Origin of the sequence: Nocardioides okcheonensis (assembly GCF_020991065.1) — a bacterium.
Lineage (GTDB): Bacteria > Actinomycetota > Actinomycetes > Propionibacteriales > Nocardioidaceae > Nocardioides > Nocardioides okcheonensis.
The window spans coordinates 2,990,928-3,012,059 of the sequence record NZ_CP087710.1; the positions used below are offsets into that span (position 1 = coordinate 2,990,928).

The following is a 21,132-nucleotide window of genomic DNA, read 5'->3' on the forward strand; positions in this document are numbered from 1 at the left end:
GGGTGTTCCCCCGACGCCGCCGCAGCGGTCGTGGTGGAATCTCCGCATGAGTGCCACCACGGAGGAGCCGGTCGCCGTCATCCTGGCCGGTGGCCAGGGATCGCGCCTGTGGCCGATCAGCCGCGACCGTCGACCGAAGCAGTTCCAGCCGGTCGTCGGCGGGCGCCCGCTGCTGACCGGCACCATCGAGCGGCTCAGCGAGATCGTCGACCCGGCGCGCATCCACGTCTCGACCCGCGCCCGGTTCGCCGATGCGGCCCGCGAGACGCTCGGACCGGTGCCCCCGGAGAACCTGATCCTCGAGGAGGACCCGGCCGGACCGGCGACCGCGTTCGCGCTGAGCATCGCGACGCTCGCCCGCAGGTACGGCAACGCTCCGGCGCTGATCGCGCCGTCCGACCACCTCATCACCGAGGACGAGGCCTTCAACCAGGCCTCGCGCGACATGCTCACCCAGCTCGACGACAGCCCCGAGTCGATGGTGGTGCTCGGCGCGAAGCCGACGGGCTTCGACGGCAGCCTCGGCTACATCCACACGCAGGGCGAGGGCGGTCCGGTCGAGGTGATCACGAGCTTCTACGAGAAGCCCGACCCGGCGACGATCGACGAGCTCGGCGACCAGGGCTCCCTCTACTGGAACACCGCCTGCTACGGCGTACGCGTCGCGAAGGCGTGCGACGCCTACCGGGCGGCGATGCCGCTCGTCTTCGACACCATCGAGCAGTTCGCCGCCGACCGTCCCGACGTCAACGGCTACCGCGGCGCGGCGATCGGCGGCCACGAGCTCTACCCGCTGCTCGCGGCCGGGATGGAGTGCCTCGTCGTCCCCCGTCACCTCGGCTGGAACGACATCGGCACCTGGAAGCGGCTCCAGCACGTCCTCGTCGAGCAGGGCCTGCACTCCATCGGTCCGGCGGTCCAGCTCGAGTGCGACGACATGCTCGTCGCCAGCATGGACGGCCGGCCGATCGTCACGCTCGGCACCTCCGGCCTGGTGGTCGTCACCCACGACGACGCCGTGTACGTCCTCGACAAGCAGGGAGCGATGGGCGCGGGGCCCCTCGAGCACCTGCGCGCGCTGCTCGCCTCCGAGCGCGAAGACCTCCTCTGACCCCCACGTCGCTCGACACCCCCGAAGCCGAAGGAACCCATGTCCCACGAGAACAGCCAGCACATCGTCGTCGTCGGCACCAAGCCCGACATCATCAAGCAGGCGCCGATCTACCACGAGCTGCGCAACCGTGGCCACGACGTCGTGCTGTGCCACACCGGCCAGCACTACGACCACAACCTGTCGCAGTCGATGCTCGACGAGTTCGGCGTCCGCGAGGACATCAACCTCGAGGTGCGCGGCGGCGTCAACGACCTGGTCTCCGGGATCACCGCCAAGCTCGCGCTCTACCTCCGCGGCTTCGCCGAGCGCGGCGGCTTCCCGATCACCTACGTCCACGGCGACACCACGACCGCGATGGCCGGGTCGCTCGCCACGTTCGGCGAGCGCCAGGCGCTGGTCCACGTCGAGGCCGGCCTGCGCACCCTCTCGCCGAAGCCGGAGGTGCTGCGCGACTGGATGGAGCAGGGCGCCGACCTCGACTGGGCGTCGTTCCGCGAGCAGTCGCGCGACCGGGCGAGCTGGTCGCGCGGGAGCCGGGAGCCCTCGCCCGAGCAGTTCAACACCCGCGTGTGCGACGCCGGCTCCGACCTGCACGCCGCGCCCGTCGAGCTCAACCGCGAGTTCCTCCTCGACGAGGGCTTCGCGCCCGCCGCCATCGACGTCGTCGGCAACTCGGTCGTCGACGCGCTCGAGCAGGCGATCGCCGGCAGCGACAAGAACCAGGTGCTGGAGAAGTTCCCGCAGATGGGCGACGGGTCGTTCCTGCGCTTCTGCGTGCACCGCCGCGAGAACACCACCAACCGCGACCGGTTCAACCTGCTGATGGACGCCATGGAGTCCCTGCTCGAGCAGGGCCACCACGTCCTGTTCATCCGCCTCCTCGGCACCGAGGCGGCCATCGACAACTTCGGTCGCCGGCAGTGGCTGGAGGACCTCGAGGCCCGCTACGGCGACGCGCTGATCTCGACGCCGGTGTGGGACAGCTACCTCGACGTGGTCGCCGCGATGTCGATGTGCGCCGTCATCGTCACCGACTCGGGCTCCATCGTGGAGGAGGCCAACGTGCTGCAGGTGCCGTGCGTGACGCTGCGCTTCGGCTCCGACCGGTCCGAGACGTTCCTCGCCGGCAGCAACTTCCTCGCCCCGCCCGTCGACCGCGGCCTGATGACCAGCGTCATCCACCACGTCTTCGAGCACCGCGCCGAGCTGTCCTGGGAGCGGGTCTACCCGGAGAAGGCGTCCGCGATGCTCGTCGACGCCGTCGAGCGCCGCCTCGACGAGGGCAGCCTGCTGATCTCGGAGGAGTGGCGCTACGGCCTCAAGGCGCAGGTGCGCTGACCCGCACCGTCGACCGGAGATGAGCGAGGCCCCGTGACACCGATGTCGGTGTCCGGGGCCTCGTCCGGCGGAGGTAGGGGGATTCGAACCCCCGAGGGCTATTAACCCAACCCGCTTTCCAAGCGAGCGCCATAGGCCACTAGGCGATACCTCCGCGGCGGAGCCTACCGACTGCGCCCGGCGGCGGTGAAATCGCCCGGGTCGTCGCGGGTTTGGGGAGCCCGTCCCGGCTCGCCTAGACTCCCGGCAACCCCCCACGCGGCGTCACCTCGCCCAATCCCCCAGGGCCGGAAGGCAGCAAGGGTCAGTGAGCTCTGACGGGTGCGTGGGGGGCCTTGTCTTATCCGCCGGTTAGGCTCCACGACGTGGAGTCACCGCTCGCGTTGTATCGCCGCTACCGGCCCGAGACCTTCGAGGAGGTCATCGGGCAGGACCACGTCACCGAGCCGCTGCGGGCGGCGCTGGCGGCCAACCGGGTCAACCACGCGTACCTCTTCTCCGGCCCGCGCGGCTGCGGCAAGACGACGTCGGCGCGGATCCTGGCCCGCGCGCTCAACTGCGCGAAGGCGCCGATCTCCGACCCGTGCGGCGAGTGCGACAGCTGCCGCGACCTCGCCCGCGGCGGCCCGGGCTCGATCGACGTGATCGAGATCGACGCGGCCTCCCACGGCGGCGTCGACGACGCGCGCGACCTGCGCGAGAAGGCGTTCTTCGCGCCTGTGCGCGACCGCTACAAGGTCTACATCATCGACGAGGCCCACATGGTGACCACGCAGGGCTTCAACGCCCTGCTCAAGCTCGTCGAGGAGCCGCCGCCCCACCTGCGGTTCATCTTCGCCACCACCGAGCCCGACAAGGTGCTGCCGACGATCCGCTCGCGCACCCACCACTACCCGTTCCGGCTGATCCCGCCGCGCCTGCTCAGCGACTACCTCTCCCAGCTCGCCGGCGAGGAGGGTGTCGCCATCGAGTCGGCGGCGCTGCCGCTGGTGGTCCGCGCCGGCGCCGGCTCGGCCCGCGACACGCTCTCGGTCCTCGACCAGCTGCTCGGCGGCGCCGGTCCCGAGGGCGTGACCCACAAGCTCGCCACCGACCTGCTCGGCTTCACCCCCGACGCGCTGCTCGACGAGGTCGTGGAGGCCTTCGCGTCGCGTGACGGCGGCACCGTCTTCTCCGTCGTCGACAAGGTCGTCGAGACCGGCCAGGACCCGCGCCGCTTCACCGAGGACCTGCTGCGCCGGCTGCGCGACCTGGTCATCGTCACCGCCGTCCCCGACGCGCCGGCCACCGGCCTGATCGACGTCTCCGAGGACGCCGGCGAGCGCCTCGTCGCGCAGGCCGCGAGGTTCGGGGCGATCGAGCTCAGCCGGGCCGCCGACATCGTGGCCGCCGGGCTCACCGAGATGCGCGGCGCGACCGCGCCGCGGCTGCTCCTCGAGCTGCTCTGCGCCCGGGTCCTGCTGCCCGGCGCCGACCACACCTCCGACGGCGTGATGGCCCGCCTCGAGCGGCTCGAGCGGCGCCTCGACGTCACCGGCACCCCCGCCGCGGCCGCCCGCGAGGCGGCCGCTCCCGCAGCCCCGGCGCCGCTCCAGCCGCCGGCCCCGCAGTCCCTGCCCGTCCCGCCGGAGCAGCCCGCCGCCCGCGCCGACGAGCCGGCGCCGCCCCCGCCGGTGCCGACCTCGGCGCCGACCCCGGCCCCGGGCCACGACGCCGGGCCCCCGCCGCCGCCCCGATCCCCACCTCGGCGCCGACGTCGGCCCCGGCGCCCACGCCCGCCCCGGCGCCTGCGCCGCAGGTCGAGGAGCCGGCCGCGCCGGTCCAGCAGGACCAGCCGCCCGCGGCCAACCCCGCCGAGCAGCCGGTCGCCGCGCAGCCGGCCGGTCCGCGCGGCGGGCTGAGCCTGGTCGACGTACGCCGCCTGTGGCCCGACATCCTCGAGCAGACCAAGAACCGTCGCCGGCTCGCCTGGATGGTGCTGTCCCAGCACGCCCACGTCGTCGACGTCGACGGCACCCGGCTCACGGTCGGCTTCGCCAACGCCGGTGCCCGCGACTCGTTCGTCAACGGCGGCTGCGACGAGATCCTGCGCCAGGCCGCGATCGACGTCGTCGGGATGGACTGGCGCGTCGAGTCGATCGTCGACCCGAGCGGCGCCGCCGCCCAGGAGCCGGTCGTGCGCCAGGCATCCAACCCCGCGGCCCAGCCCGTTGCGCCGGCCCCCGAGGGTCCCCCCGGCCAGCCGCAGCAGGAGGCGCCCGGCACGCCGCCCGACTGGGTGACCGGCACCGCGGCCCGTCGGAGGCCTCCCAGACGAGCCCGCCCGCCCCGCCCAGCCAGCCCGTCGTCTCCGCCGCACCCGCGCGCGAGGCGCTCGAGGCCGCCCGCGCCGGCGGCGCGCGAGCGGCCCGGTCGAGCCGGTGCGCTCGCCCGACGACGACGCCGACCCCGACGACCCCGACGCCGAGTCCGCGGCCCTCGACACCGAGTCGCTGCTGAGCCAGACCCTCGGCGCGCGGTTGATCGAGGAGATCCGCAACGACTGACCCGCCCGTCCGCCCACCCACCCTCACCCGGGAGATCCGATGACCCAGAACCCCTTCGACGCCCTCGGCGGCGGCGGCTTCGACATGAACGCCCTCCTCGAGCAGGCCCAGCAGATGCAGCAGCAGCTCGAGCAGGCCCAGGCCGACCTCGCCCGGAAGACCGTCGACGGCACCGTCGCGGGTGGCGCCGTCACCGTGACCGCCAACGGCGTCGGCGAGCTCGTCGGCGTCTCGATCCGCACGGGCGAGTTCGACGGCACCGACCCCGACGACCTGTCCGACCTGTCCGACCTCATCGTCGCCGCCTACCGCGACGCCCGCGCCAAGTCCGAGGCGCTCGCCGGCGAGTCGCTCGGCCCGCTGACCGACGGCCTCGGCGGGGGTGGGGCCGGCGGGCTCGGCTTCCCGCCGCCGAGCCTGGGCTGAGGCACCGTTGTACGAGGGTGTCGTCCAGGACCTGATCGACGAGCTGGGCCGGCTGCCCGGCGTGGGTCCCAAGAGCGCGCAGCGCATCGCGTTCCACCTGCTCCAGGCGGAGCCCACCGACGTGCGCCGGCTGGCGGACGTGCTGATCGAGGTCAAGGCCCGGGTGAAGTTCTGCTCGGTGTGCTTCAACGTCAGCGAGGACGAGCAGTGCCGGATCTGCCGTGACGCGCGGCGCGATCCGACCGTGCTGTGCGTGGTCGAGGAGTACAAGGACGTCGTCGCGATCGAGCGCACCCGCGAGTTCCGCGGCCGCTACCACGTCCTGGGCGGCGCGATCTCGCCGATCGACGGCATCGGTCCCGACCAGCTCCACGTCAAGGAGCTGATGCCGCGGCTGGCCAGCGGCGAGGTCACCGAGGTCATCCTCGCCACCGACCCCAACCTCGAGGGCGAGGCCACCGCGACCTACCTCACACGCCTGTTGGCGCCCATGGGGTTGCGCGTGACCCGCCTGGCGAGTGGACTGCCAGTGGGTGGTGACCTCGAGTACGCCGACGAGGTCACCCTCGGACGAGCTTTCGCCGGAAGGAGATCAGCACAATGACCGAGGTCGAGGAGTCCCGCTTCGGCGAGCAGATCGCCGACTCCGTCGAGAGCTTCCTGCTCGCGCTGCGGGCGATCGCGCGCGAGGGCAACGGTGCGCAGGCGGTCTCGCTGCTGCTGCTGGAGATCAGCCAGGTCCTGCTGGCCGGTGCCCGGCTCGGCGCCCAGAACGACTTCTCGCCGCGCGAGGAGTACCAGCCCGACGTGGGCCCCGAGGCCGACATCGACGAGCTGCGGCTTCGGCTCGCCGAGATGCTCGGCGGCGTCGACGCGTACTCGTTCGTCTTCGACCCCTACGTGCCCGACCTGGTCGAGAGCCGGCTGTCCGACGACATGGCCTCGATCGCGATCGACCTCGAGAACGGCCTGCGCCACTTCCGCGCCGGCAACGTCGAGGAGGCGCTGTGGTGGTGGCAGTTCTCCTACGTCAACAGCTGGGGCAACCTCGCCGGCGCCGCGCTCAACGCGCTGCTCACGGTGGTGGCCCACGACCGCTTCGACACCGACTTCGAGGCCAACGCGGAGGCGGTCGCCGTCGCGGATGAGATGCTCGACGGGCAGCTCGACCCGCGGCCGTAGACTCGTCCCCGGACCTGCCGGCAACGGCGCCTGCGGGCGACCATCACCCGACCTCACCCGATTGTCGAGGGACAGAACCGTGGGCATTGTCGTGCAGAAGTACGGCGGCTCCTCGCTCGCCGACGCCGACGCCATCAAGCGCGTCGCGCGGCGCATCGTGGAGGTGAAGAAGTCCGGCCACGACGTGGTCGTCGCCGTGTCCGCCATGGGCGACACGACCGACGACCTGCTCGACCTGGCCGCCGCCGTGACCCCGCTCCCGCCTGCCCGCGAGCTCGACATGCTGCAGTCCGCCGGCGAGCGGATCTCGATGGCGCTCGTCGCGATGGCCATCAGCGACCTCGGCTTCACCGCGCGGTCGTTCACCGGGTCGCAGGCCGGCGTGATCACCGACGCGCAGCACGGCAAGGCCAAGATCATCGACGTGACCCCCGGGCGGGTCACCCAGGCCATCGGCGAGGGCCACATCGTCATCGTCGCCGGCTTCCAGGGCGTCTCGGCGGACACCAAGGAGATCACCACGCTCGGGCGCGGCGGCTCCGACACCACCGCGGTGGCGCTGGCGGCCGCCCTCGACGCAGACGTGTGCGAGATCTACACCGACGTCGACGGCGTCTTCACCGCCGACCCGCGGATCGTGCCGAGCGCCCGCAAGCTCGACCGGGTCTCCTACGAGGAGATGCTCGAGCTCGCCGCGTGCGGCGCCAAGATCCTGCACCTGCGCTGCGTGGAGTACGGCCGTCGCTACGACATCCCGATCCACGTCCGCTCGTCGTTCAGCCAGCTCGAGGGCACCTGGGTCAGCAACGACCCCAAGCCCGGTCAGGAAGAGACCACCATGGAACAGCCCATCATCGCCGGCGTCGCCCACGACCGCAGCGAGGCCAAGATCACCGTGGTCGGCGTGCCCGACAAGGTCGGTGAGGCCGCGCGCATCTTCGAGGCGCTGGCCGACGCGCAGATCAACCTCGACATGATCGTGCAGAACATCTCGGCGGCGGCGACCAGCCTGACCGACATCTCCTTCACGCTGCCGCGCACCGACGGGCAGACCGCGATGACCGCGCTGGCGCGGATCCAGGCCGAGGTCGGCTACGACAAGCTGCTCTACGACGACAAGATCGGCAAGGTGTCGCTGATCGGCGCGGGCATGCGCTCGCACCCCGGCATCACCTCGAAGTTCTTCGGGGCCCTCGCCTCCGCCGGGGTCAACATCGGGATGATCTCCACCTCCGAGATCCGGATCTCGGTCGTGGTCGACGAGAACGCCGTCGACGACGCGGTGCGCGCCACCCACACGGCGTTCGACCTCGACGCCGACGAGGTCGAGGCCGTCGTCTACGGCGGGACCGGCCGCTGATGGGCGTCAACATCGGCATCGTCGGCGCCACCGGGCAGGTCGGCGTCGCGATGCGCCAGATCCTGCTCGAGCGTGGCTTCCCCGCCGACCAGGTGCGCTTCTTCGCCTCGTCCCGCTCCGCCGGCACGGTGCTCCCGTTCGGTGACCGCGAGATCACCGTCGAGGACGCCGAGACCGCCGACCCGACCGGGCTCGACATCGCGCTGTTCTCCGCCGGCGCCACCACCTCGCGGGCGCTGGTGCCGCGGTTCGTCGACGCCGGCGTGATCGTCGTCGACAACTCCAGCGCCTTCCGCAAGGACCCCGACATCCCGCTCGTGGTCTCGGAGGTCAACCCCGACGCGATGGCCGGGGTGATCGCGGCCGGGCGCGGGATCATCGCCAACCCCAACTGCACGACCATGGCCGCTATGCCGGTGCTCAAGCCGCTGCACGACGAGGCCGGGCTGAAGCGGCTCGTGGTGTCGACCTACCAGGCCGTCTCCGGCTCCGGCGTCGCGGGCGTCGACGAGCTCGCCGACGGGGTGACCGCGGCCGGCGACAAGGCCCGCGAGCTGGCCTACGACGGCTCGGCGATCACCTTCCCCGAGCCGGTGAAGTACGTCGAGCCGATCGCCTACAACGTGCTGCCGCTCGCCGGCTCCATCGTCGACGACGGCCTCCAGGAGACCGACGAGGAGCAGAAGCTCCGCAACGAGTCGCGCAAGATCCTCGGCCTGCCCGACCTGCTCGTCTCGGGCATCTGCGTGCGCGTCCCGGTCTTCACCGGCCACTCGCTCGCGGTCAACGCCGAGTTCGAGCGCGCGCTGACGCCGGCCCGCGCCCGCGAGCTCCTCACCGGCGCTGCCGGGGTCGAGCTCGACGACGTGCCGACCCCGCTCAAGGCGGCCGGCAAGGACCCGTCCTACGTCGGCCGGATTCGCGCCGACGAGGGCGTCCCGGACGACCGTGGCCTCGCGCTGTTCATCAGCAACGACAACCTGCGCAAGGGTGCCGCGCTCAACACGGTCCAGATCGCGGAGATCGTCGCCGCCTCGCGCTGACCTGCGCCCCTTCAGCGATCCCCGGCTGACCGGGGATCGCTGAACTTGTCAGGCCGTGCACGCCCTGACAAGTTCAGCGAGAGCCTGACCGACTAGCCGCCTCGTGGTCGGAGGAGGCCAGCACCGCGGTGACCCACCACGCGGCGGCGTACGAGACGGCGCCGAGCAGCGGCAGCGCCAACGCCGCCCACGGCCCGTCGAGGACGTCGAGCAGCGCGACCAGCACCACCACCGCGGCGACGCCGACGGCGAGGACGCTGGTGGAGCCGCCGTCCGCCACGCCCAACGCGCGCAGCAGCAGGCTGCCGAGCCAGGCGAGCACGACGAGCACGGCGATCAGCGCGGGCAGACCGATCGCGCCGCCGCACGCCGACGTCCCGCGCACCGCCTCGCAGCCCGCACCGAGCAGCCGGCCGAGCAGGACCGCGGCGAGGCCGACGGCGAGCCCGACCAGCAGGGCAGCGGCGACGCCGGGGAGCGCGACGGCACGCGGGCGGCCTACGCGCTCGGGCTCGGGCGCAGGCGCTGGCTCGGGCGCGGGCTCCGACGCAGACCCGGCCGTACGCCGCGGCCGCCGCAGCGAGAAGGACGGCATCTCCAGCGAGGGTCCGTCGTCGGGCTTCTCGGGGTCGGCCATGGGGGCAGTGTGCCACCCGGGGGCGCCGGCGCCGGGGAGCGTCGTCAGCGGCCGCGGGCAGCCAGGGGGCGCAGCGCCGTCTCGGGGCGTCCCCCTTGCGCAGCCTCGTCGGCGGCGCGGTCGAAGGCGTCGCGCACCGCGTCGGGCTCCGCGAGCGTGCCCCGTTCGTCGGCGTCGTGGCCCAGGAGGTCGAGGAGGGCATGGAGGGCCGCGACCCGGTCGCGGGGATAGCCGCCGCGGTTGTGGGCGTTGGCGGCGTGCTCGACGGTCCCGGCGGCGGTCTCGATCCTCAGCCCGACGTCGTCAGGGACCCCGGGCGTGAAGACGTCCAGGGCCGCACCGAGCAGCCCGAACGTCCAGCTGGCGACGGCCGGCCGTCGCCAGCGTGACACCTCGACCACGGCCTCCAGCCCGGTCACCTCCGACCAGGGGACCGTCGTCGGGTCGACGTCGAGGTCGTGCAGCACGACGCCGTCGGTCGTCAGCGCGATGCCGCGCCCGCCGGCCACCGGTGGCGCGCCGAGCCACAGCCGTCCGTCCGCGACGGAGAGCGGGTGGGTGAGCGCGCTCATGCTCGCTCCTCGTGCAGAGACCGCAGGCCCATCGCGTCGATCTCGGGCGCCGGGTGACGGAGACCGTGGCAGACGGTCCAGCGCCCGGTCGACCGCGAGCCGCCCACGAACACGGCGGAGTCGCGGGTGGCGCCGTTGTGCCAGTCGACGCCGTCGATGTGCTGCCAGCCGAGCGGACGGGCGCCCCACGCGTCCCCGAGCAGGACCTGGCGTGCGAGCTCGCCGAGCGCCCGCGGGGTGGTCCACAGCCCGCCGGCGGGGGCGAACGGCCCGAGGTTCCACGTGGCCCGCGGCCGGCCCAACCGGTCGAGGGCGACCAGACGACGCGGCGCCGGTACGTCGTGCGCGAGCAGGACCGCGTCGGGCAGGTCGAGCGGCTCGACCACCCGGGAGCGCACCGCCTCGACCCAGGGCTCGCCGGCCGCCGCGGCCAGCGCGGCCCCGAGGACGGCGTAGCCGAAGTTGGAGTACTCCTCCGCCGCTCCCGGGGTGGAGCGCACGTGGTCCGGCAGCGCCTGCACCAGGTGGGCGAACGCGGCCTCGTCGATCCGGGCGTAGGGGTCGCGCCGCCACCAGCGGACGCCCGGTGGCAGCCGCGGGAGCCCGGAGGTGTGCTCGACGAGGTGGCGCAGCGTGGGCACTGGGCCCGGACCCACGTCGAGGTGGGCGCTGACCGGGTCGTCCATCGCGACCACGCCGGCAGCGACCAGGTGGTGCAGCAGGGCCGCGGTGAAGGTCTTGGTCACCGACCCGATCTCGACGAACGCGTCGGGGCGGTGTCGCCCGGACACCTGCACCTCGGGCTCGCCGCGGTCGGAACCGCCGATCAGGATCACGTCCGGTGTCCGAGTCATCTCCGCCCCCTTGCTGGAGAAGCAGAACGCCGGACCTGCTGAGCAGGTCCGGCGATCCGGTGTGTCGGGCTGACAGGATTTGAACCTGCGGCCTCCTCGTCCCGAACGAGGCGCGCTACCAAGCTGCGCCACAGCCCGCCGCCCATGGTCGACAGGTCGATCATGGGCAACGCGAGCGAGCATACCGGAGCGGTCAGGCCGCCCCGAAATCGCCCCTCAGGCCCGGCGCGACAGGCTCAGGTGGACCACTCCGCTGGGCGCGGACACGGCCTCGATCGCGTACGTGTCCTCGAGCGCCTCGAGCCCGTCCCAGAGCCGGGTGCCGCGTCCGAGCACGATCGGGACGAGCGCGAGGTGGAGGTGGTCGACGAGCCCGGCGGCGACGAAGTCGCGCACGGTCGTGGCGCCGCCGCCGATGCGGACGTCGAGGTCGCCGGCCGCCTCCTGCGCGATGGCCAGCGCGTCGGGGAGCGACGTGCTGAGGAAGTGGAACGTGGTGCCGCCGGCCATCTCGATCGGCTCGCGCGGACGGTGGGTGAGGACGTAGGTCGGGGTGTGGAACGGCGGCTCGTCGCCCCACCAGCCGCGCCAGTCGGGGTCGTCCTGCCAGCCGGGCGGGCCGAACTTGTTCGCGCCCATGATCTCGGCGCCGAAGCCGACGTCGTACTGGCGGCCGAAGAGCGCGTCGACGCCGTCCGGCGCTCCGGGCTGCCAGGTGGCGAAGCGCCAGTCGTGGAGCTTCGTGCCGGCGTGGCCGAAGGGCGCCTCGAGGGACTGCGGCTCGCCCGCGCCGAAGCCGTCGAGGGAGAGGGCGAAGTTGGTGACGCGGACGCGGGGCACGGGTCTCCTCGAGGTGGGTCAGTCGGTGCGGGCGGTGAGGGTCAGCAGCGTCGCCTCGGGCCGGCAGGCGACCCGGAAGCGGACGTACGGGTTGGTGCCGAGGCCGGCGGACACGTGCAGCCACGCCGAGCCGGGGTCGCCCGGCGCGGAGTCGGCCGGGTGGCGGTGCAGGCCGCGGGCCCGCGCGGGCTCGATGTCGCAGTTGGTGGTGAGGGCCCGACCGCGACCGTCGAGGGTCGGCACGCAGACCTGCCCGCCGTGGGTGTGGCCGGCGATGACCGCGTCCCAGCCGTCGGCGGCGAACTGGTCGAGCACCCGGAGGTACGGCGCGTGCGTCACCGCGAGCCGCAGGTCGGCCGTCGGGTCGGCCGGGCCGGCGACGCGCGGCAGGTCGTCGTACTCCAGGTGCGGGTCGTCGACGCCGACGAACGCGATCCGGGTGCCGCCGACGGTCAGCGAGCCGAAGCCGTTGGTGAGGTCGAGCCAGCCCGCGCGGCCGAAGCGCTCCTTGAGCTCGGGCCACGGCAGCTGGGGCGTCGACGTGTTGCGGCGACCGGTGTCGGGCAGCAGGTAGCGCAGCGGGTTGCGCAGGCCGGGGGAGTAGTAGTCGTTGGAGCCGAGGACGAAGACGCCCGGGACGTCGAGCAGGCCGCCGAGCGCGTCGACCACGACCGGCACCGAGCGCATGTGGGACAGGTTGTCGCCGGTGTCGACCACCAGGTCGGGCTCCAGCGCCGCCAGCCCGCGCAGCCACTCCTGCTTGGCGCGCTGGTCGGGCGCCATGTGGATGTCGCTGAGGTGGAGCACCTTCAGCGGGGCGTGCCCGGCGGGGAGCAGCGGCACCGTCACCCGGCGCAGCGTGTACTGCCGGGCCTCCCAGGCGGCGTACGCCGCGAGGCCGGCGCCGGCGGCCGCCCCCAGGGTCGCCGTGCGGCGCAGAACTGGGAGGAGGGGCATGCGGCAAGGCTGCCACAATGGGCCCATGAGTGCTCTCAAGGACCGTCTCCGCGCCGACCTCACCACCGCCATCAAGGCGCGTGACGAGCTGCGCTCCTCGACGCTGCGGATGGTGCTGACCGCCATCACCAACGCCGAGGTCGCCGGCAAGGAGGCCCGCGAGCTCTCCGACGACGACATCATCGGCGTGCTGTCGACCGAGGCGAAGCGGCGCCGCGAGGCCGCCGTCGCCTTCACCGACGGCGGCCGCGCCGAGATGGCGGCCAAGGAGGCCGCCGAGGGCGAGGTGATCGCCGACTACCTCCCCGCCCAGCTCAGCGAGGCGGAGATCGCCGACCTCGTGACGGCCGCGATCGAGCAGACCGGCGCCGCCGGTGAGGGGATGCGCGCGATGGGCAAGGTGATGGGCGTGGTGACCCCGCAGGTCAAGGGTCGCGCCGACGGCGGCACCGTCGCCGCGGAGGTCCGCAAGCAGCTCGGCTGAACGGGCCGGGCCGGCGCCCGGGGCGTCAGCCCCGGCCGCCGCGTCCCTTGCCGCGTCCCTTGCCGCCGCCGTTGTTGGCGGGCGGGACGGAGCCGGTGGAGGTGTAGAGGGTGACGGTGTCGCCGCTGCTCAGCGAGGTGCCGGGCTCGGGCGAGGTGTAGGCCACCAGGCCCTGCCCCGTCTCCGAGCTGACCTCGCCGCCGTTGGCGACGACGAAGCCGGAGCCCTCCAGCGTCGCGGTCGCGGCCTCGACGCTCTGGCCCGACACGTCGGGCACGCTGGTCAGCACGCCGGCGATCTCGTCGCCGGGCGGGGCCTGGAAGTCCTCGTAGGGGATCTTGGAGGAGACCGCGGCCATCGCGTCGCCCCAGACCGGCCCGGCGAAGCCGGATCCGGACGCGGAGTAGATGGGCTGTCCTCCGATGACCTGTCCCTCGAGCTCGAGCCACTGGCCCTCGCCGTTGGCGCCGGCGATCATCGCGGCGGCCGCGAGGTTCGGCGTGTAGCCGACGAACCACACCGACCGGCCGTCGTTGGTCGTGCCGGTCTTGCCGGCCGAGGGCTTGTCGATCTGGAGCGCCGAGCCGAAGCCGCCCTCCATGACCCCGCGCAGGATGTCGTTGACCGCGTCCGCCGTGGCGCCCGGCATGACCTGCTCGCACTGCGAGGTGAACTGCTTGAGCGGCTGGCCGTCCGAGTCGAGCACCTCGGTCACCGGCCGCGGGTCGCAGTGGAGGCCGCGCGCGGCGAAGGTGGCGTAGGCCTGGGCCATGGTCAGCGGGTCGACGTCGGAGACGCCGAGGATCCACGACGGCACCTGCTGGGCCTGCGGCACGTCGACGCCCATGGCGTCGGCCAGCGCCAGCGGCTCGCACATGCCGGTGCGGGTCTCGAGCTGGGCGAAGAAGGTGTTCACCGAGTTCTGGGTGCCGGTGTAGAGGTTGTAGGTGCCGAAGCCGGTGGAGTTCTGCGGGTCCCAGCCGTTGCCGTCACCGGCGTAGGGGCCGTCGCAGGTCTCGAAGTCGGAGTCGTCGAAGTGCATGGTCTGCGGCGAGTTGATGCTGGTGCTCAGCGGGATGCCCTGGTTGATCGCCGAGGCGAGCACGAACGCCTTGAACGTCGAGCCGGCCTGGAAGCCGTTGGCGTCGCCGTACTCCTTGGGGACCACGTAGTTGAGGTAGGTCTGGCCGGCCGCCTTGTCCTTGCCCATCGGGCGCGACTGGGCCAGCGCCCGGACGTCACCGGTGCCGGGCTCGACCATCGCCAGGCCGCCGATCGCCTGGTCGGTGGGGTAGACGTGGCTGGAGACCGACTCGTCGGCGGCCTTCTGCATGTCGAGGTCGATCGTGGTCTTGATGGTGAGGCCGCCGTTGTTGAGCGTGCGGCGGCGCTCCTTGACCGTGTCGCCGAGGACCGGGTCCTTCAGCAGCCAGTTGACGACGTAGTCGCAGAAGAACGGTGCCTGCGACTGCTGGCAGCCGTTGGGCGACGTCTCGATCTTCAGGGTCTTCGCGATCGGCCGCTTCTTGAGCCGCTCGGCCTTCTTCTCGGTCAGCACGCCGAGCTGGGCGAGCCGGTCGAGGACGACGTTGCGACGGCTCTCGGCGCGCTCGGGGTTGTCGACCGGGTCGTAGCCGACCGGGTTCTTCACCAGGCCGGCGAGGGTGGCCGACTCGAGCAGGTTGAGGTCCTTGGCGTTCTTGGAGAAGAAGTGGCGCGCGGCGGACTGGACGCCGAAGGCGCCGTCGCCGAAGTAGGCGATGTTGAGGTAGCGCTCGAGGATCCAGTCCTTGGAGTGGTTCTTCTCGAACGCGATGGCGTAGCGCAGCTCGCGGATCTTGCGCGCGTAGGTCTCCTCGGTCGCGGCCTTGCGCTCCTCCTCGGTCTCCGCCTGGTAGAGCAGGGTCTGCTTCACCATCTGCTGGGTGATCGACGAGCCGCCCTGGACCGAGCCGCCGTTGGCCTGGTTGGTGATGAACGCGCGCAGCGTGCCCTTGAGGTCGAGCGCGCCGTGCTCGTAGAAGCGGTAGTCCTCGATCGCGACGATCGCCTTCACCATCGGCCGGGAGATCGAGCTCAGCGGGACGTTGATCCGGTTCTGGTCGTAGAGCGAGGCGATGACCTCGCCGTTGGCGTCGACGATGGTGGTCTTCTGCGACAGGTCCTTCGCCTCGAGCGACTCGGGCAGGTTGACCATGCCCTTGGACACGTCCTTGGCCGCCACTCCGACCAGCCCCGCGAAGGGGATGGCGAGGCAGGCGGTGAGGACGCCCATGACGACCGCGACGGCCGCCATCACCGCGAGGTGGGAGGCGATCCGGCCGGTCTCGGGACGTCCGGGACGGCGCGCAGGAGACGAAGGCATGGGCCCCAGAGTACGTGGCCGCGCCCATACCACCTGAATCCGACGCGTGTGGCCGCCTAGTCCGATCGGACTATGCGAATTGAGCCACTTGACCCTGACGCGACCCCGGAGGATTCGTTTACTTTTCTTCAAGAGTCAGGGATGGCCGCTATGGGGGCGGCCAGTCGGCTCACAGAAGATGTGGGGAACTGATATGTGGGTCGAGGACTGGGCATCGCGTGCCGCATGCAAGGGTGACACGCCCGACGCTCTCTTCGTGCGAGGCGCGGAGCAGAACAAGGCCAAGCAGGTCTGCGCCGGGTGCCCCGTGCGCACCGAGTGCCTCGCCGAGGCGCTGGACAACCAGATCGAGTGGGGTGTCTGGGGCGGCATGACCGAGCGGGAGCGCCGCGCGCTGCTCCGCCGCCGCCCGGGCTCGTCGTGGCGCAGCATCCTCGAGACCGCGCGTACCAAGGTCGAGAGCCCCTCCGTCAACGCCTGAGCCACGACTGGGCCCTGACCGGGCCCTGACCGGGCTCCGTCTGGTCTCCGTCTGGTCTCCGTCTGGCTGGGCTAGCCCTGCCGGGCGAGCCGCTCGCCGATCGTCCGCAGGCTGTCGAGGTCGTGGACGTCGCCGGCCAGGGCCGGGACGACCGCCGTCGGCACCGCCGGGTGCGAGGCGGCGAAGCGCTCGCGCAGGTGTCGCTCGCGCTCGATGATCCGGACGCGGTCGGCGTGCAGGCGCAGCAGCCCCGCCGACAGCGACGCCGCGTCGGCGGCCGCGAGCCGGTCGGCCGCGGCGATGGCCTCCTCGGCCGACAGCGTCGTGCGGGTGTCGGGCGTGACCCGGTTGACCACCAGCCCCGCGAGGGGCATGGCGTCGTCGGTGAGCCGGTCCACGAAGTACGCCGCCTCGCGGAGCGCGTCGGGCTCCGGCGCGGCGACCACCACGAACGCGGCGCCGTCGGCCTGGAGCAGCGCGAAAGTCTGGTCGGCCCGCTGGCGGAACCCGCCGAAGAGCGTGTCGAACGCGGCCACGAAGGTCTGCATGTCGCGCAGCACCTGCGCGCCGAGCACCTTGGTCAGCGCGTTGGTCACCACCGACAGCCCGGCCGTCATCAGCCGTGCCGGTCCCTTGGCCGGCGCGAGCAGCAGCCGGATGAAGCGCCCGTCGAGGAAGCTCGAGAGCCGCTCGGGGGCGTCGAGGAAGTCGAGCGCGGAGCGCGACGGCGGGGTGTCGACGACGATCAGGTCGTAGGTCCCGTCGGCCTGCGCCTGGCGGTGGAGCTGGCCGAGCTTCTCCATCGCCATGTACTCCTGCGTCCCGGCGAACGAGCTCGACAGCGCGACGTAGAACGGGTTGTCCAGGATCTGGCGCGCCTTCTCCGGGCTGGCCTGGCTCTCGACCACCTCGTCGAAGGTGCGCTTCATGTCGAGCATCATCGCGTCGAGCGAGCCGCCCGACCGGCCCCGCTTCGGGCGTACGCCGGCGACGGGGCGCGGCGTGTTGTCGAGCTGCTCGATGCCCATCGCCTGGGCCAGCCGGCGGGCCGGGTCGATGGTGAGCACGACGACCTTGCGGCCACGCTCGGCGGCGCGAAGCGCGAGCGCCGCGGACGTCGTGGTCTTGCCGACGCCGCCGGAGCCGCAGCACACGATGATGCCGGTGCCGCGGTCGTCGACGAGCGCGTCGACGTCGAGGAGGGGGGTCGTGGCGGAGCGCGTCATGCCATGCCCTGCTTCCGGAGCAGCTGGGCGAGCTCGACGAGCGCGCCGCGGTCGATGCCGCCGGCGATCCGCGGCAGCTCGTAGGTGGGCAGGCCCTCCTCGGCGACCAGCGCGCGCTGCTCGTCCTCGAGCCGGCGGCGTACGGCGTGGTCGCGGGCCTCGTCGACCAGGGACTCGACGAGCTCGGCGTCGACGTCGACCTTCGCGCGGGAGAGGTCGGAGGCCACCTCGGTCGGGTCGACCCGGTCCTCGCGGACCTGGGCGAGCGCGCCGGGGCTGAGGTCGCGGGGTCGGACCAGGTTGACGACGAGGCCGCCGACCGGGAGGCCGGCGTCGCGCAGCTCGGCGATGCCGTCGGAGGTCTCCTGCACCGGCATCTCCTCGAGCAGCGTGACAAGGTGGACGGCCGTGCGCGGGGAGCGCAGCAGCTCCATCACCTTGTCGGCCTGGCTCTTGACCGGGCCGACCTTCGCGAGGCCGGCGAGCTCGGAGTTGACGCCGAGGAACTGGCAGATCCGCCCGGTCGGGGGCGCGTCGAGCACCACCGTGTCGTAGGTGATCTGGTCCTTGCCGCGGGTGCCGCGCGGGCGCTGCACCGCCTCGTAGACCTTGCCGGTGAGCAGCACGTCGCGCACGCCGGGGGCGATGGTGGTGGCGAAGTCGATGACGCCGAAGCGGTCGAGCGCCTTCCCGGCGCGGCCGAGCCGGTAGTACATCGCGAGGTACTCCAGCAGCGCCGACTCCGGGTCGATGTGGAGCGCGTGGACCTGGCCGGCGCGGCCGGTGTCGTCGGGGGCGCCCTTGGAGATCCGGCGCTCCTCGTAGGGCAGCGGGTCGACGTCGAACATCCGGGCGATGCCCTGGCGGCCCTCGACCTCGCACAGCAGCACGTTGCGGCCCGAGGTGGCGAGCGCCATCGCGAGGGCGGCGGCCACGGTCGACTTGCCGGTCCCGCCCTTGCCGGTCACCACGTGGAGGCGCACCTTCGGCCAGTCGCTCACGGGCCCAGCGTAGGGGGTGGCTCCACGCACATCCGGGGCCCCGAACTGTGGCCCCGGGGCACACAGTGGCGCCAGTCACACGACCGTTAGGGTCTGCGGCATGGACAAAGTGGTCACCTCGGCGGCCGAGGCTGTCGCCGACATCCCGGACGGCGCCACGATCGCCGTCGGAGGCTTCGGACTGTGCGGCATCCCGTCGGTCCTCATCGACGCGCTGCTGGAGGCCGGCACCACCGACCTGCAGGCGGTGTCGAACAACTGCGGCGTGGACGAGTGGGGGCTGGGGCGGCTGCTGTTCGCCAAGCGCCTGCGGCGGATGATCTCCTCCTACGTGGGGGAGAACAAGGAGTTCGCGCGGCAGTACCTCTCCGGCGAGCTCGAGGTCGAGCTGACCCCGCAGGGCACGCTGGCCGAGCGGATGCGGGCCGGCGGCTCGGGCATCCCCGGCTTCTACACCGCGACCGGCGTCGGCACCCAGGTCGCCGAGGGCGGCCTGCCGTGGAAGTACGACACCGAGGGCAACGTCATCGTCTCCTCGCCGCCGAAGGAGACCAAGGTCTTCGCGACGGCCGAGGGCGAGAGGGAGTACGTCCTCGAGGAGGCGATCGTCGCCGACTTCGGGCTGGTGCGGGCCTGGAAGGGCGACCGCCACGGCAACCTCGTCTTCCGCGACTCCGCGCGCAACTTCAACCCGCTGGCCGCGATGTGCGGCCGGGTCACGATCGCCGAGGTCGAGCACCTCGTCGAGCCCGGCGAGCTGGACCCCAACGAGGTCCACACGCCCGGCGTCTTCGTGCAGCGGGTCGTCGAGCTGACGCCCGAGCAGGCCGCGGACAAGCGGATCGAGAAGGTCACCACGCGGCCGCGGCCCGACTCGGGCTCGGACTCGTCGGAGGACGCGCTGGTGGACGACGCGGCGACGCACGGACTGGGAGGCTGACATGAGCTGGACGCGTGAGGAGATGGCCGCGCGGGCGGCCTCGGAGCTCAAGGACGGGTCGTACGTCAACCTCGGCATCGGGCTGCCGACGCTCGTGCCGAACTACGTCGCGGACGACGTGGAGCTGGTGCTGCAGAGCGAGAACGGAATCCTCGGCGTGGGGGCGTACCCCTTCGAGGGCGAGGAGGACCCCGACCTGATCAACGCGGGCAAGGAGACGGTGACCCTGCGCAAGGGCGCGTCGTTCTTCGACTCCGCGCAGTCGTTTGGGATGATCCGCGGCGGCAAGATCGACGCCGCGATCCTCGGCGCGATGCAGGTCTCGGTCAACGGCGACATCGCCAACTGGATGATCCCCGGCAAGATGGTCAAGGGCATGGGCGGCGCGATGGACCTGGTCCACGGCGCCAAGCGCGTGATCGTGCTGATGGAGCACACCGCCAAGGACGGCTCGCTGAAGATCCTCGACGAGTGCGACCTGCCCTACACCGGCAAGCGCGTCGTGCAGCGGATCATCACCGACCTCGCGGTCATCGACGTGATCGACCCGACCACCGGCGAGGTCGCGCCGTCGGGCACGCTCGGCGACCGGGTGCTCAAGCTGGTCGAGCTCGCGCCCGGTGTCACCGAGGACGAGGTGCGGGAGAAGACGGGTCCCGAGCTGCACTGAGTCGTTCGTTCTCTGCTGCGGAAGTCCCCGGATATCCGGGGACTTCCGTGCTTTGCACCCGAGATCTCGGGTGCGAACCACGAGAGCCGGGTGCGAAGGACCGTCGCGGTCAGTCCGGGCGGCGTACCCCGTCGCCGGTGAAGTGCTCCTCGAGACGCCGGTACGACTCCTCGTCGAGCGTCCCGTGCGGGTCGTCGAGGATCGCGTCCTGGACGTGCACCCGGGCGTGGTCGTAGAGCGGTGCGCCGATGGCGTACGGCAGATGGCGCGCGTACCACTTCGGGAAGGTGCGCGCGCCGAGGTGCTGCAGGAAGCGGGCGATGATGCCCGGGCGGCCGCGGCGTACCCAGAAGCCGACGATCCGCCCGAGCAGGACGGAGACGGCGATCGCCAGCGCCATCACGGTGAGGGTCGAGGCGATCTCGTCTGACGCGAAGTTGTCGGTGAGCGTGAAGAAGTTGCCGTAGTAGACCGGGATCAGGACGTCGACCTGCTCCTTGAACGGCTCGACCTGCTCGGCCACCTCGGCCAGCCGGCGGATGGAGTCGAGGTCGGGGCGGGCGTCGTAGGCGTTGCCGACGTGGCCGATCGCCTCGCGCACGTTGTTGAAAGTGCCCTGGATGCCGTCGAACTCCAGCACGTCGCGCGCCCGGCCGACCTCGTCGTACGTCGTCTCGATCGAGCCGAGCGTCTGCAGGCTCTCGTCGGCCTGACGCTGGAGCTCGGCCTCGGGGAGCGTGTGCTCGTTGAGGTAGGTGACTGCCGCCTGGATCTCCTCGCGGTGGTCGAGGACGTAGCGGGCCTGGTGGTACTTGTCGGCGAGGTTGGGCACGGCCCGGATCGCGTCGCCGGCCTTGCCGCTCGCGGTCTCGGAGTCGCTGAGCGCGACGCTCAGCGCTGCACCCGCACCGTACGCCTTGATGAGCCACTCCAGGACCGACCCGAGCAGCAGGCGGCCGAGCTCCAGGCGCTTGCGGAGGGCGGAGAGCTCGGGCGGGGGCACGGGGGAATGGTGCCTCGGCTCGCGCGGCTGGCTTTGGTGCTCGTCGATGGGCGTGGGGTGTGTCGGCGGAAGTTCACCCTGAGGGGTGGCGGA

22 protein-coding genes, 2 tRNA genes and 1 other RNA gene are annotated in these 21,132 nt (G+C 72.3%); 14 read left to right on the forward strand and 11 right to left on the reverse strand.

Translation table 11 applies throughout. The features are described from left to right. The first annotated feature begins 46 nt into the window (after positions 1–46). Together LN652_RS14550 and LN652_RS14555 are read left to right on the forward strand one after the other, a co-directional pair. Positions 47–1,111 (forward strand): sugar phosphate nucleotidyltransferase, encoded by a 1,065-nt coding sequence (locus LN652_RS14550; RefSeq protein ID WP_230441331.1) that lies wholly within the window; start codon positions 47–49, stop codon positions 1,109–1,111. 39 nt (positions 1,112–1,150) lie between these two features. Continuing rightward, the gene (locus LN652_RS14555) at positions 1,151–2,452 is read left to right on the forward strand and encodes a UDP-N-acetyl glucosamine 2-epimerase (RefSeq protein WP_230441332.1); all 1,302 of its coding nucleotides are present in this window, start codon (positions 1,151–1,153) and stop codon (positions 2,450–2,452) included. Between the two features lie 68 nt (positions 2,453–2,520). Here the strand turns inward: LN652_RS14555 and LN652_RS14560 are convergent. Beyond that, positions 2,521–2,606, reverse strand: a tRNA-Ser gene (locus LN652_RS14560). A 91-nt stretch (positions 2,607–2,697) separates the two neighbouring features. Between LN652_RS14560 and ffs the strand changes: the two genes are divergently transcribed. The 8 genes from ffs to LN652_RS14595 all read left to right on the forward strand — a co-directional run bounded on the left by ffs (position 2,698) and on the right by LN652_RS14595 (position 9,009). Continuing rightward, an RNA gene (gene ffs, locus LN652_RS14565) (signal recognition particle sRNA small type) lies at positions 2,698–2,795 on the forward strand. 22 nt (positions 2,796–2,817) lie between these two features. Next, positions 2,818–4,353: a DNA polymerase III subunit gamma and tau gene (locus tag LN652_RS14570; protein WP_230441333.1), complete on the forward strand. Its 1,536-nt coding sequence runs from the start codon at positions 2,818–2,820 to the stop codon at positions 4,351–4,353. A gap of 519 nt (positions 4,354–4,872) precedes the next feature. Beyond that, positions 4,873–4,998: a hypothetical protein gene (locus LN652_RS21950; protein ID WP_268932186.1), complete on the forward strand. Its 126-nt coding sequence runs from the start codon at positions 4,873–4,875 to the stop codon at positions 4,996–4,998. Between the two features lie 39 nt (positions 4,999–5,037). Beyond that, entirely contained in the window at positions 5,038–5,424 is a 387-nt protein-coding gene (locus LN652_RS14575) for a YbaB/EbfC family nucleoid-associated protein (protein WP_230441334.1), read from the forward strand. 7 nt (positions 5,425–5,431) lie between these two features. Beyond that, entirely contained in the window at positions 5,432–6,028 is a 597-nt protein-coding gene (recR, locus tag LN652_RS14580; RefSeq protein WP_230441335.1) for a recombination mediator RecR, read from the forward strand. Continuing rightward, entirely contained in the window at positions 6,025–6,606 is a 582-nt protein-coding gene (locus tag LN652_RS14585) for a DUF5063 domain-containing protein (RefSeq protein WP_230441336.1), read from the forward strand. The genes recR and LN652_RS14585 overlap by 4 nt, the downstream gene beginning before the upstream one ends. 79 nt (positions 6,607–6,685) lie before the next feature. Then, a complete protein-coding gene (locus LN652_RS14590) occupies positions 6,686–7,966 on the forward strand; it encodes an aspartate kinase (protein ID WP_230441337.1) in 1,281 nt (426 codons plus the stop codon). After that, entirely contained in the window at positions 7,966–9,009 is a 1,044-nt protein-coding gene (locus LN652_RS14595; RefSeq protein ID WP_230441338.1) for an aspartate-semialdehyde dehydrogenase, read from the forward strand. The genes LN652_RS14590 and LN652_RS14595 overlap by 1 nt, the downstream gene beginning before the upstream one ends. Before the next feature lie 73 nt (positions 9,010–9,082). Here the strand turns inward: LN652_RS14595 and LN652_RS14600 are convergent, their stop codons facing one another. The 6 genes from LN652_RS14600 to LN652_RS14625 form a co-directional block, all read right to left on the reverse strand. Beyond that, positions 9,083–9,646: a hypothetical protein gene (locus tag LN652_RS14600; RefSeq protein ID WP_230441339.1), complete on the reverse strand. Its 564-nt coding sequence runs from the start codon at positions 9,644–9,646 to the stop codon at positions 9,083–9,085. 44 nt (positions 9,647–9,690) lie between these two features. After that, positions 9,691–10,218 carry a hypothetical protein gene (locus LN652_RS14605; RefSeq protein ID WP_230441340.1) on the reverse strand — a complete coding sequence of 176 codons (528 nt, stop codon included), beginning with the start codon at positions 10,216–10,218 and terminating at the stop codon, positions 9,691–9,693. Beyond that, on the reverse strand, positions 10,215–11,072 hold the full coding sequence (locus tag LN652_RS14610; RefSeq protein WP_230441341.1) for a serine hydrolase domain-containing protein: 858 nt from the start codon (positions 11,070–11,072) through the stop codon (positions 10,215–10,217). The genes LN652_RS14605 and LN652_RS14610 overlap by 4 nt, the downstream gene beginning before the upstream one ends. Before the next feature lie 64 nt (positions 11,073–11,136). Continuing rightward, positions 11,137–11,210: transfer RNA gene (locus tag LN652_RS14615), tRNA-Pro, on the reverse strand. A 78-nt stretch (positions 11,211–11,288) separates the two neighbouring features. After that, positions 11,289–11,912, reverse strand: coding sequence for a dihydrofolate reductase family protein (locus tag LN652_RS14620; protein ID WP_230441342.1), 624 nt, complete (start codon positions 11,910–11,912; stop codon positions 11,289–11,291). 18 nt (positions 11,913–11,930) lie between these two features. Beyond that, complete coding sequence (locus tag LN652_RS14625) at positions 11,931–12,869, reverse strand: metallophosphoesterase (RefSeq protein WP_230441343.1); 939 nt, start codon at positions 12,867–12,869, stop codon at positions 11,931–11,933. A 25-nt stretch (positions 12,870–12,894) separates the two neighbouring features. Between LN652_RS14625 and LN652_RS14630 the strand changes: the two genes are divergently transcribed. Then, positions 12,895–13,353, forward strand: coding sequence for a GatB/YqeY domain-containing protein (locus tag LN652_RS14630; protein ID WP_230441344.1), 459 nt, complete (start codon positions 12,895–12,897; stop codon positions 13,351–13,353). A gap of 25 nt (positions 13,354–13,378) precedes the next feature. Here LN652_RS14630 and LN652_RS14635 read toward each other — a convergent pair whose 3' ends face one another. Beyond that, positions 13,379–15,718: a transglycosylase domain-containing protein gene (locus tag LN652_RS14635; protein WP_230441345.1), complete on the reverse strand. Its 2,340-nt coding sequence runs from the start codon at positions 15,716–15,718 to the stop codon at positions 13,379–13,381. Between the two features lie 193 nt (positions 15,719–15,911). Between LN652_RS14635 and LN652_RS14640 the strand changes: the two genes are divergently transcribed. Next, the gene (locus LN652_RS14640; RefSeq protein WP_230444752.1) at positions 15,912–16,199 is read left to right on the forward strand and encodes a WhiB family transcriptional regulator; all 288 of its coding nucleotides are present in this window, start codon (positions 15,912–15,914) and stop codon (positions 16,197–16,199) included. Between the two features lie 71 nt (positions 16,200–16,270). Here the strand turns inward: LN652_RS14640 and LN652_RS14645 are convergent, their stop codons facing one another. Next, positions 16,271–17,425, reverse strand: a complete 1,155-nt coding sequence (locus tag LN652_RS14645; RefSeq protein WP_230441346.1) for an ArsA family ATPase — start codon at positions 17,423–17,425, stop codon at positions 16,271–16,273. Then, on the reverse strand, positions 17,422–18,426 hold the full coding sequence (locus LN652_RS14650) for an ArsA-related P-loop ATPase (RefSeq protein WP_230441347.1): 1,005 nt from the start codon (positions 18,424–18,426) through the stop codon (positions 17,422–17,424). The genes LN652_RS14645 and LN652_RS14650 overlap by 4 nt, the downstream gene beginning before the upstream one ends. A gap of 100 nt (positions 18,427–18,526) precedes the next feature. Between LN652_RS14650 and LN652_RS14655 the strand changes: the two genes are divergently transcribed. Both LN652_RS14655 and LN652_RS14660 read left to right on the forward strand, forming a co-directional pair. After that, positions 18,527–19,366 carry a CoA transferase subunit A gene (locus tag LN652_RS14655; protein ID WP_230441348.1) on the forward strand — a complete coding sequence of 280 codons (840 nt, stop codon included), beginning with the start codon at positions 18,527–18,529 and terminating at the stop codon, positions 19,364–19,366. Between the two features lies 1 nt (position 19,367). Further along, entirely contained in the window at positions 19,368–20,036 is a 669-nt protein-coding gene (locus tag LN652_RS14660) for a 3-oxoacid CoA-transferase subunit B (RefSeq protein WP_230441349.1), read from the forward strand. A gap of 109 nt (positions 20,037–20,145) precedes the next feature. On the opposite strand, the gene LN652_RS14665 is transcribed toward LN652_RS14660, so the two are convergent. Continuing rightward, positions 20,146–21,039, reverse strand: a complete 894-nt coding sequence (locus tag LN652_RS14665; RefSeq protein WP_230441350.1) for a hypothetical protein — start codon at positions 21,037–21,039, stop codon at positions 20,146–20,148. Positions 21,040–21,132 lie beyond the last annotated feature (93 nt).

Bases quoted from the DNA above. Each gene is read 5' to 3' on its own strand.
- LN652_RS14550 (WP_230441331.1), top strand. From the start codon at position 47: ATGAGTGCCACCACGGAGGAGCCGGTCGCCGTCATCCTGGCCGGTGGC.
- LN652_RS14655 (WP_230441348.1), top strand. From the start codon at position 18,527: ATGGACAAAGTGGTCACCTCGGCGGCCGAGGCTGTCGCCGACATCCCG.
- LN652_RS14605 (WP_230441340.1), bottom strand. From the start codon at position 10,218: ATGAGCGCGCTCACCCACCCGCTCTCCGTCGCGGACGGACGGCTGTGG.
- LN652_RS14585 (WP_230441336.1), top strand. From the start codon at position 6,025: ATGACCGAGGTCGAGGAGTCCCGCTTCGGCGAGCAGATCGCCGACTCC.
- LN652_RS14610 (WP_230441341.1), bottom strand. From the start codon at position 11,072: ATGACTCGGACACCGGACGTGATCCTGATCGGCGGTTCCGACCGCGGC.
- LN652_RS14625 (WP_230441343.1), bottom strand. From the start codon at position 12,869: ATGCCCCTCCTCCCAGTTCTGCGCCGCACGGCGACCCTGGGGGCGGCC.
- LN652_RS14645 (WP_230441346.1), bottom strand. From the start codon at position 17,425: ATGACGCGCTCCGCCACGACCCCCCTCCTCGACGTCGACGCGCTCGTC.
- LN652_RS14630 (WP_230441344.1), top strand. From the start codon at position 12,895: ATGAGTGCTCTCAAGGACCGTCTCCGCGCCGACCTCACCACCGCCATC.
- LN652_RS14600 (WP_230441339.1), bottom strand. From the start codon at position 9,646: ATGGCCGACCCCGAGAAGCCCGACGACGGACCCTCGCTGGAGATGCCG.
- LN652_RS14635 (WP_230441345.1), bottom strand. From the start codon at position 15,718: ATGCCTTCGTCTCCTGCGCGCCGTCCCGGACGTCCCGAGACCGGCCGG.
- LN652_RS14555 (WP_230441332.1), top strand. From the start codon at position 1,151: ATGTCCCACGAGAACAGCCAGCACATCGTCGTCGTCGGCACCAAGCCC.
- LN652_RS14640 (WP_230444752.1), top strand. From the start codon at position 15,912: ATGTGGGTCGAGGACTGGGCATCGCGTGCCGCATGCAAGGGTGACACG.
- LN652_RS14660 (WP_230441349.1), top strand. From the start codon at position 19,368: ATGAGCTGGACGCGTGAGGAGATGGCCGCGCGGGCGGCCTCGGAGCTC.
- LN652_RS14575 (WP_230441334.1), top strand. From the start codon at position 5,038: ATGACCCAGAACCCCTTCGACGCCCTCGGCGGCGGCGGCTTCGACATG.
- LN652_RS14595 (WP_230441338.1), top strand. From the start codon at position 7,966: ATGGGCGTCAACATCGGCATCGTCGGCGCCACCGGGCAGGTCGGCGTC.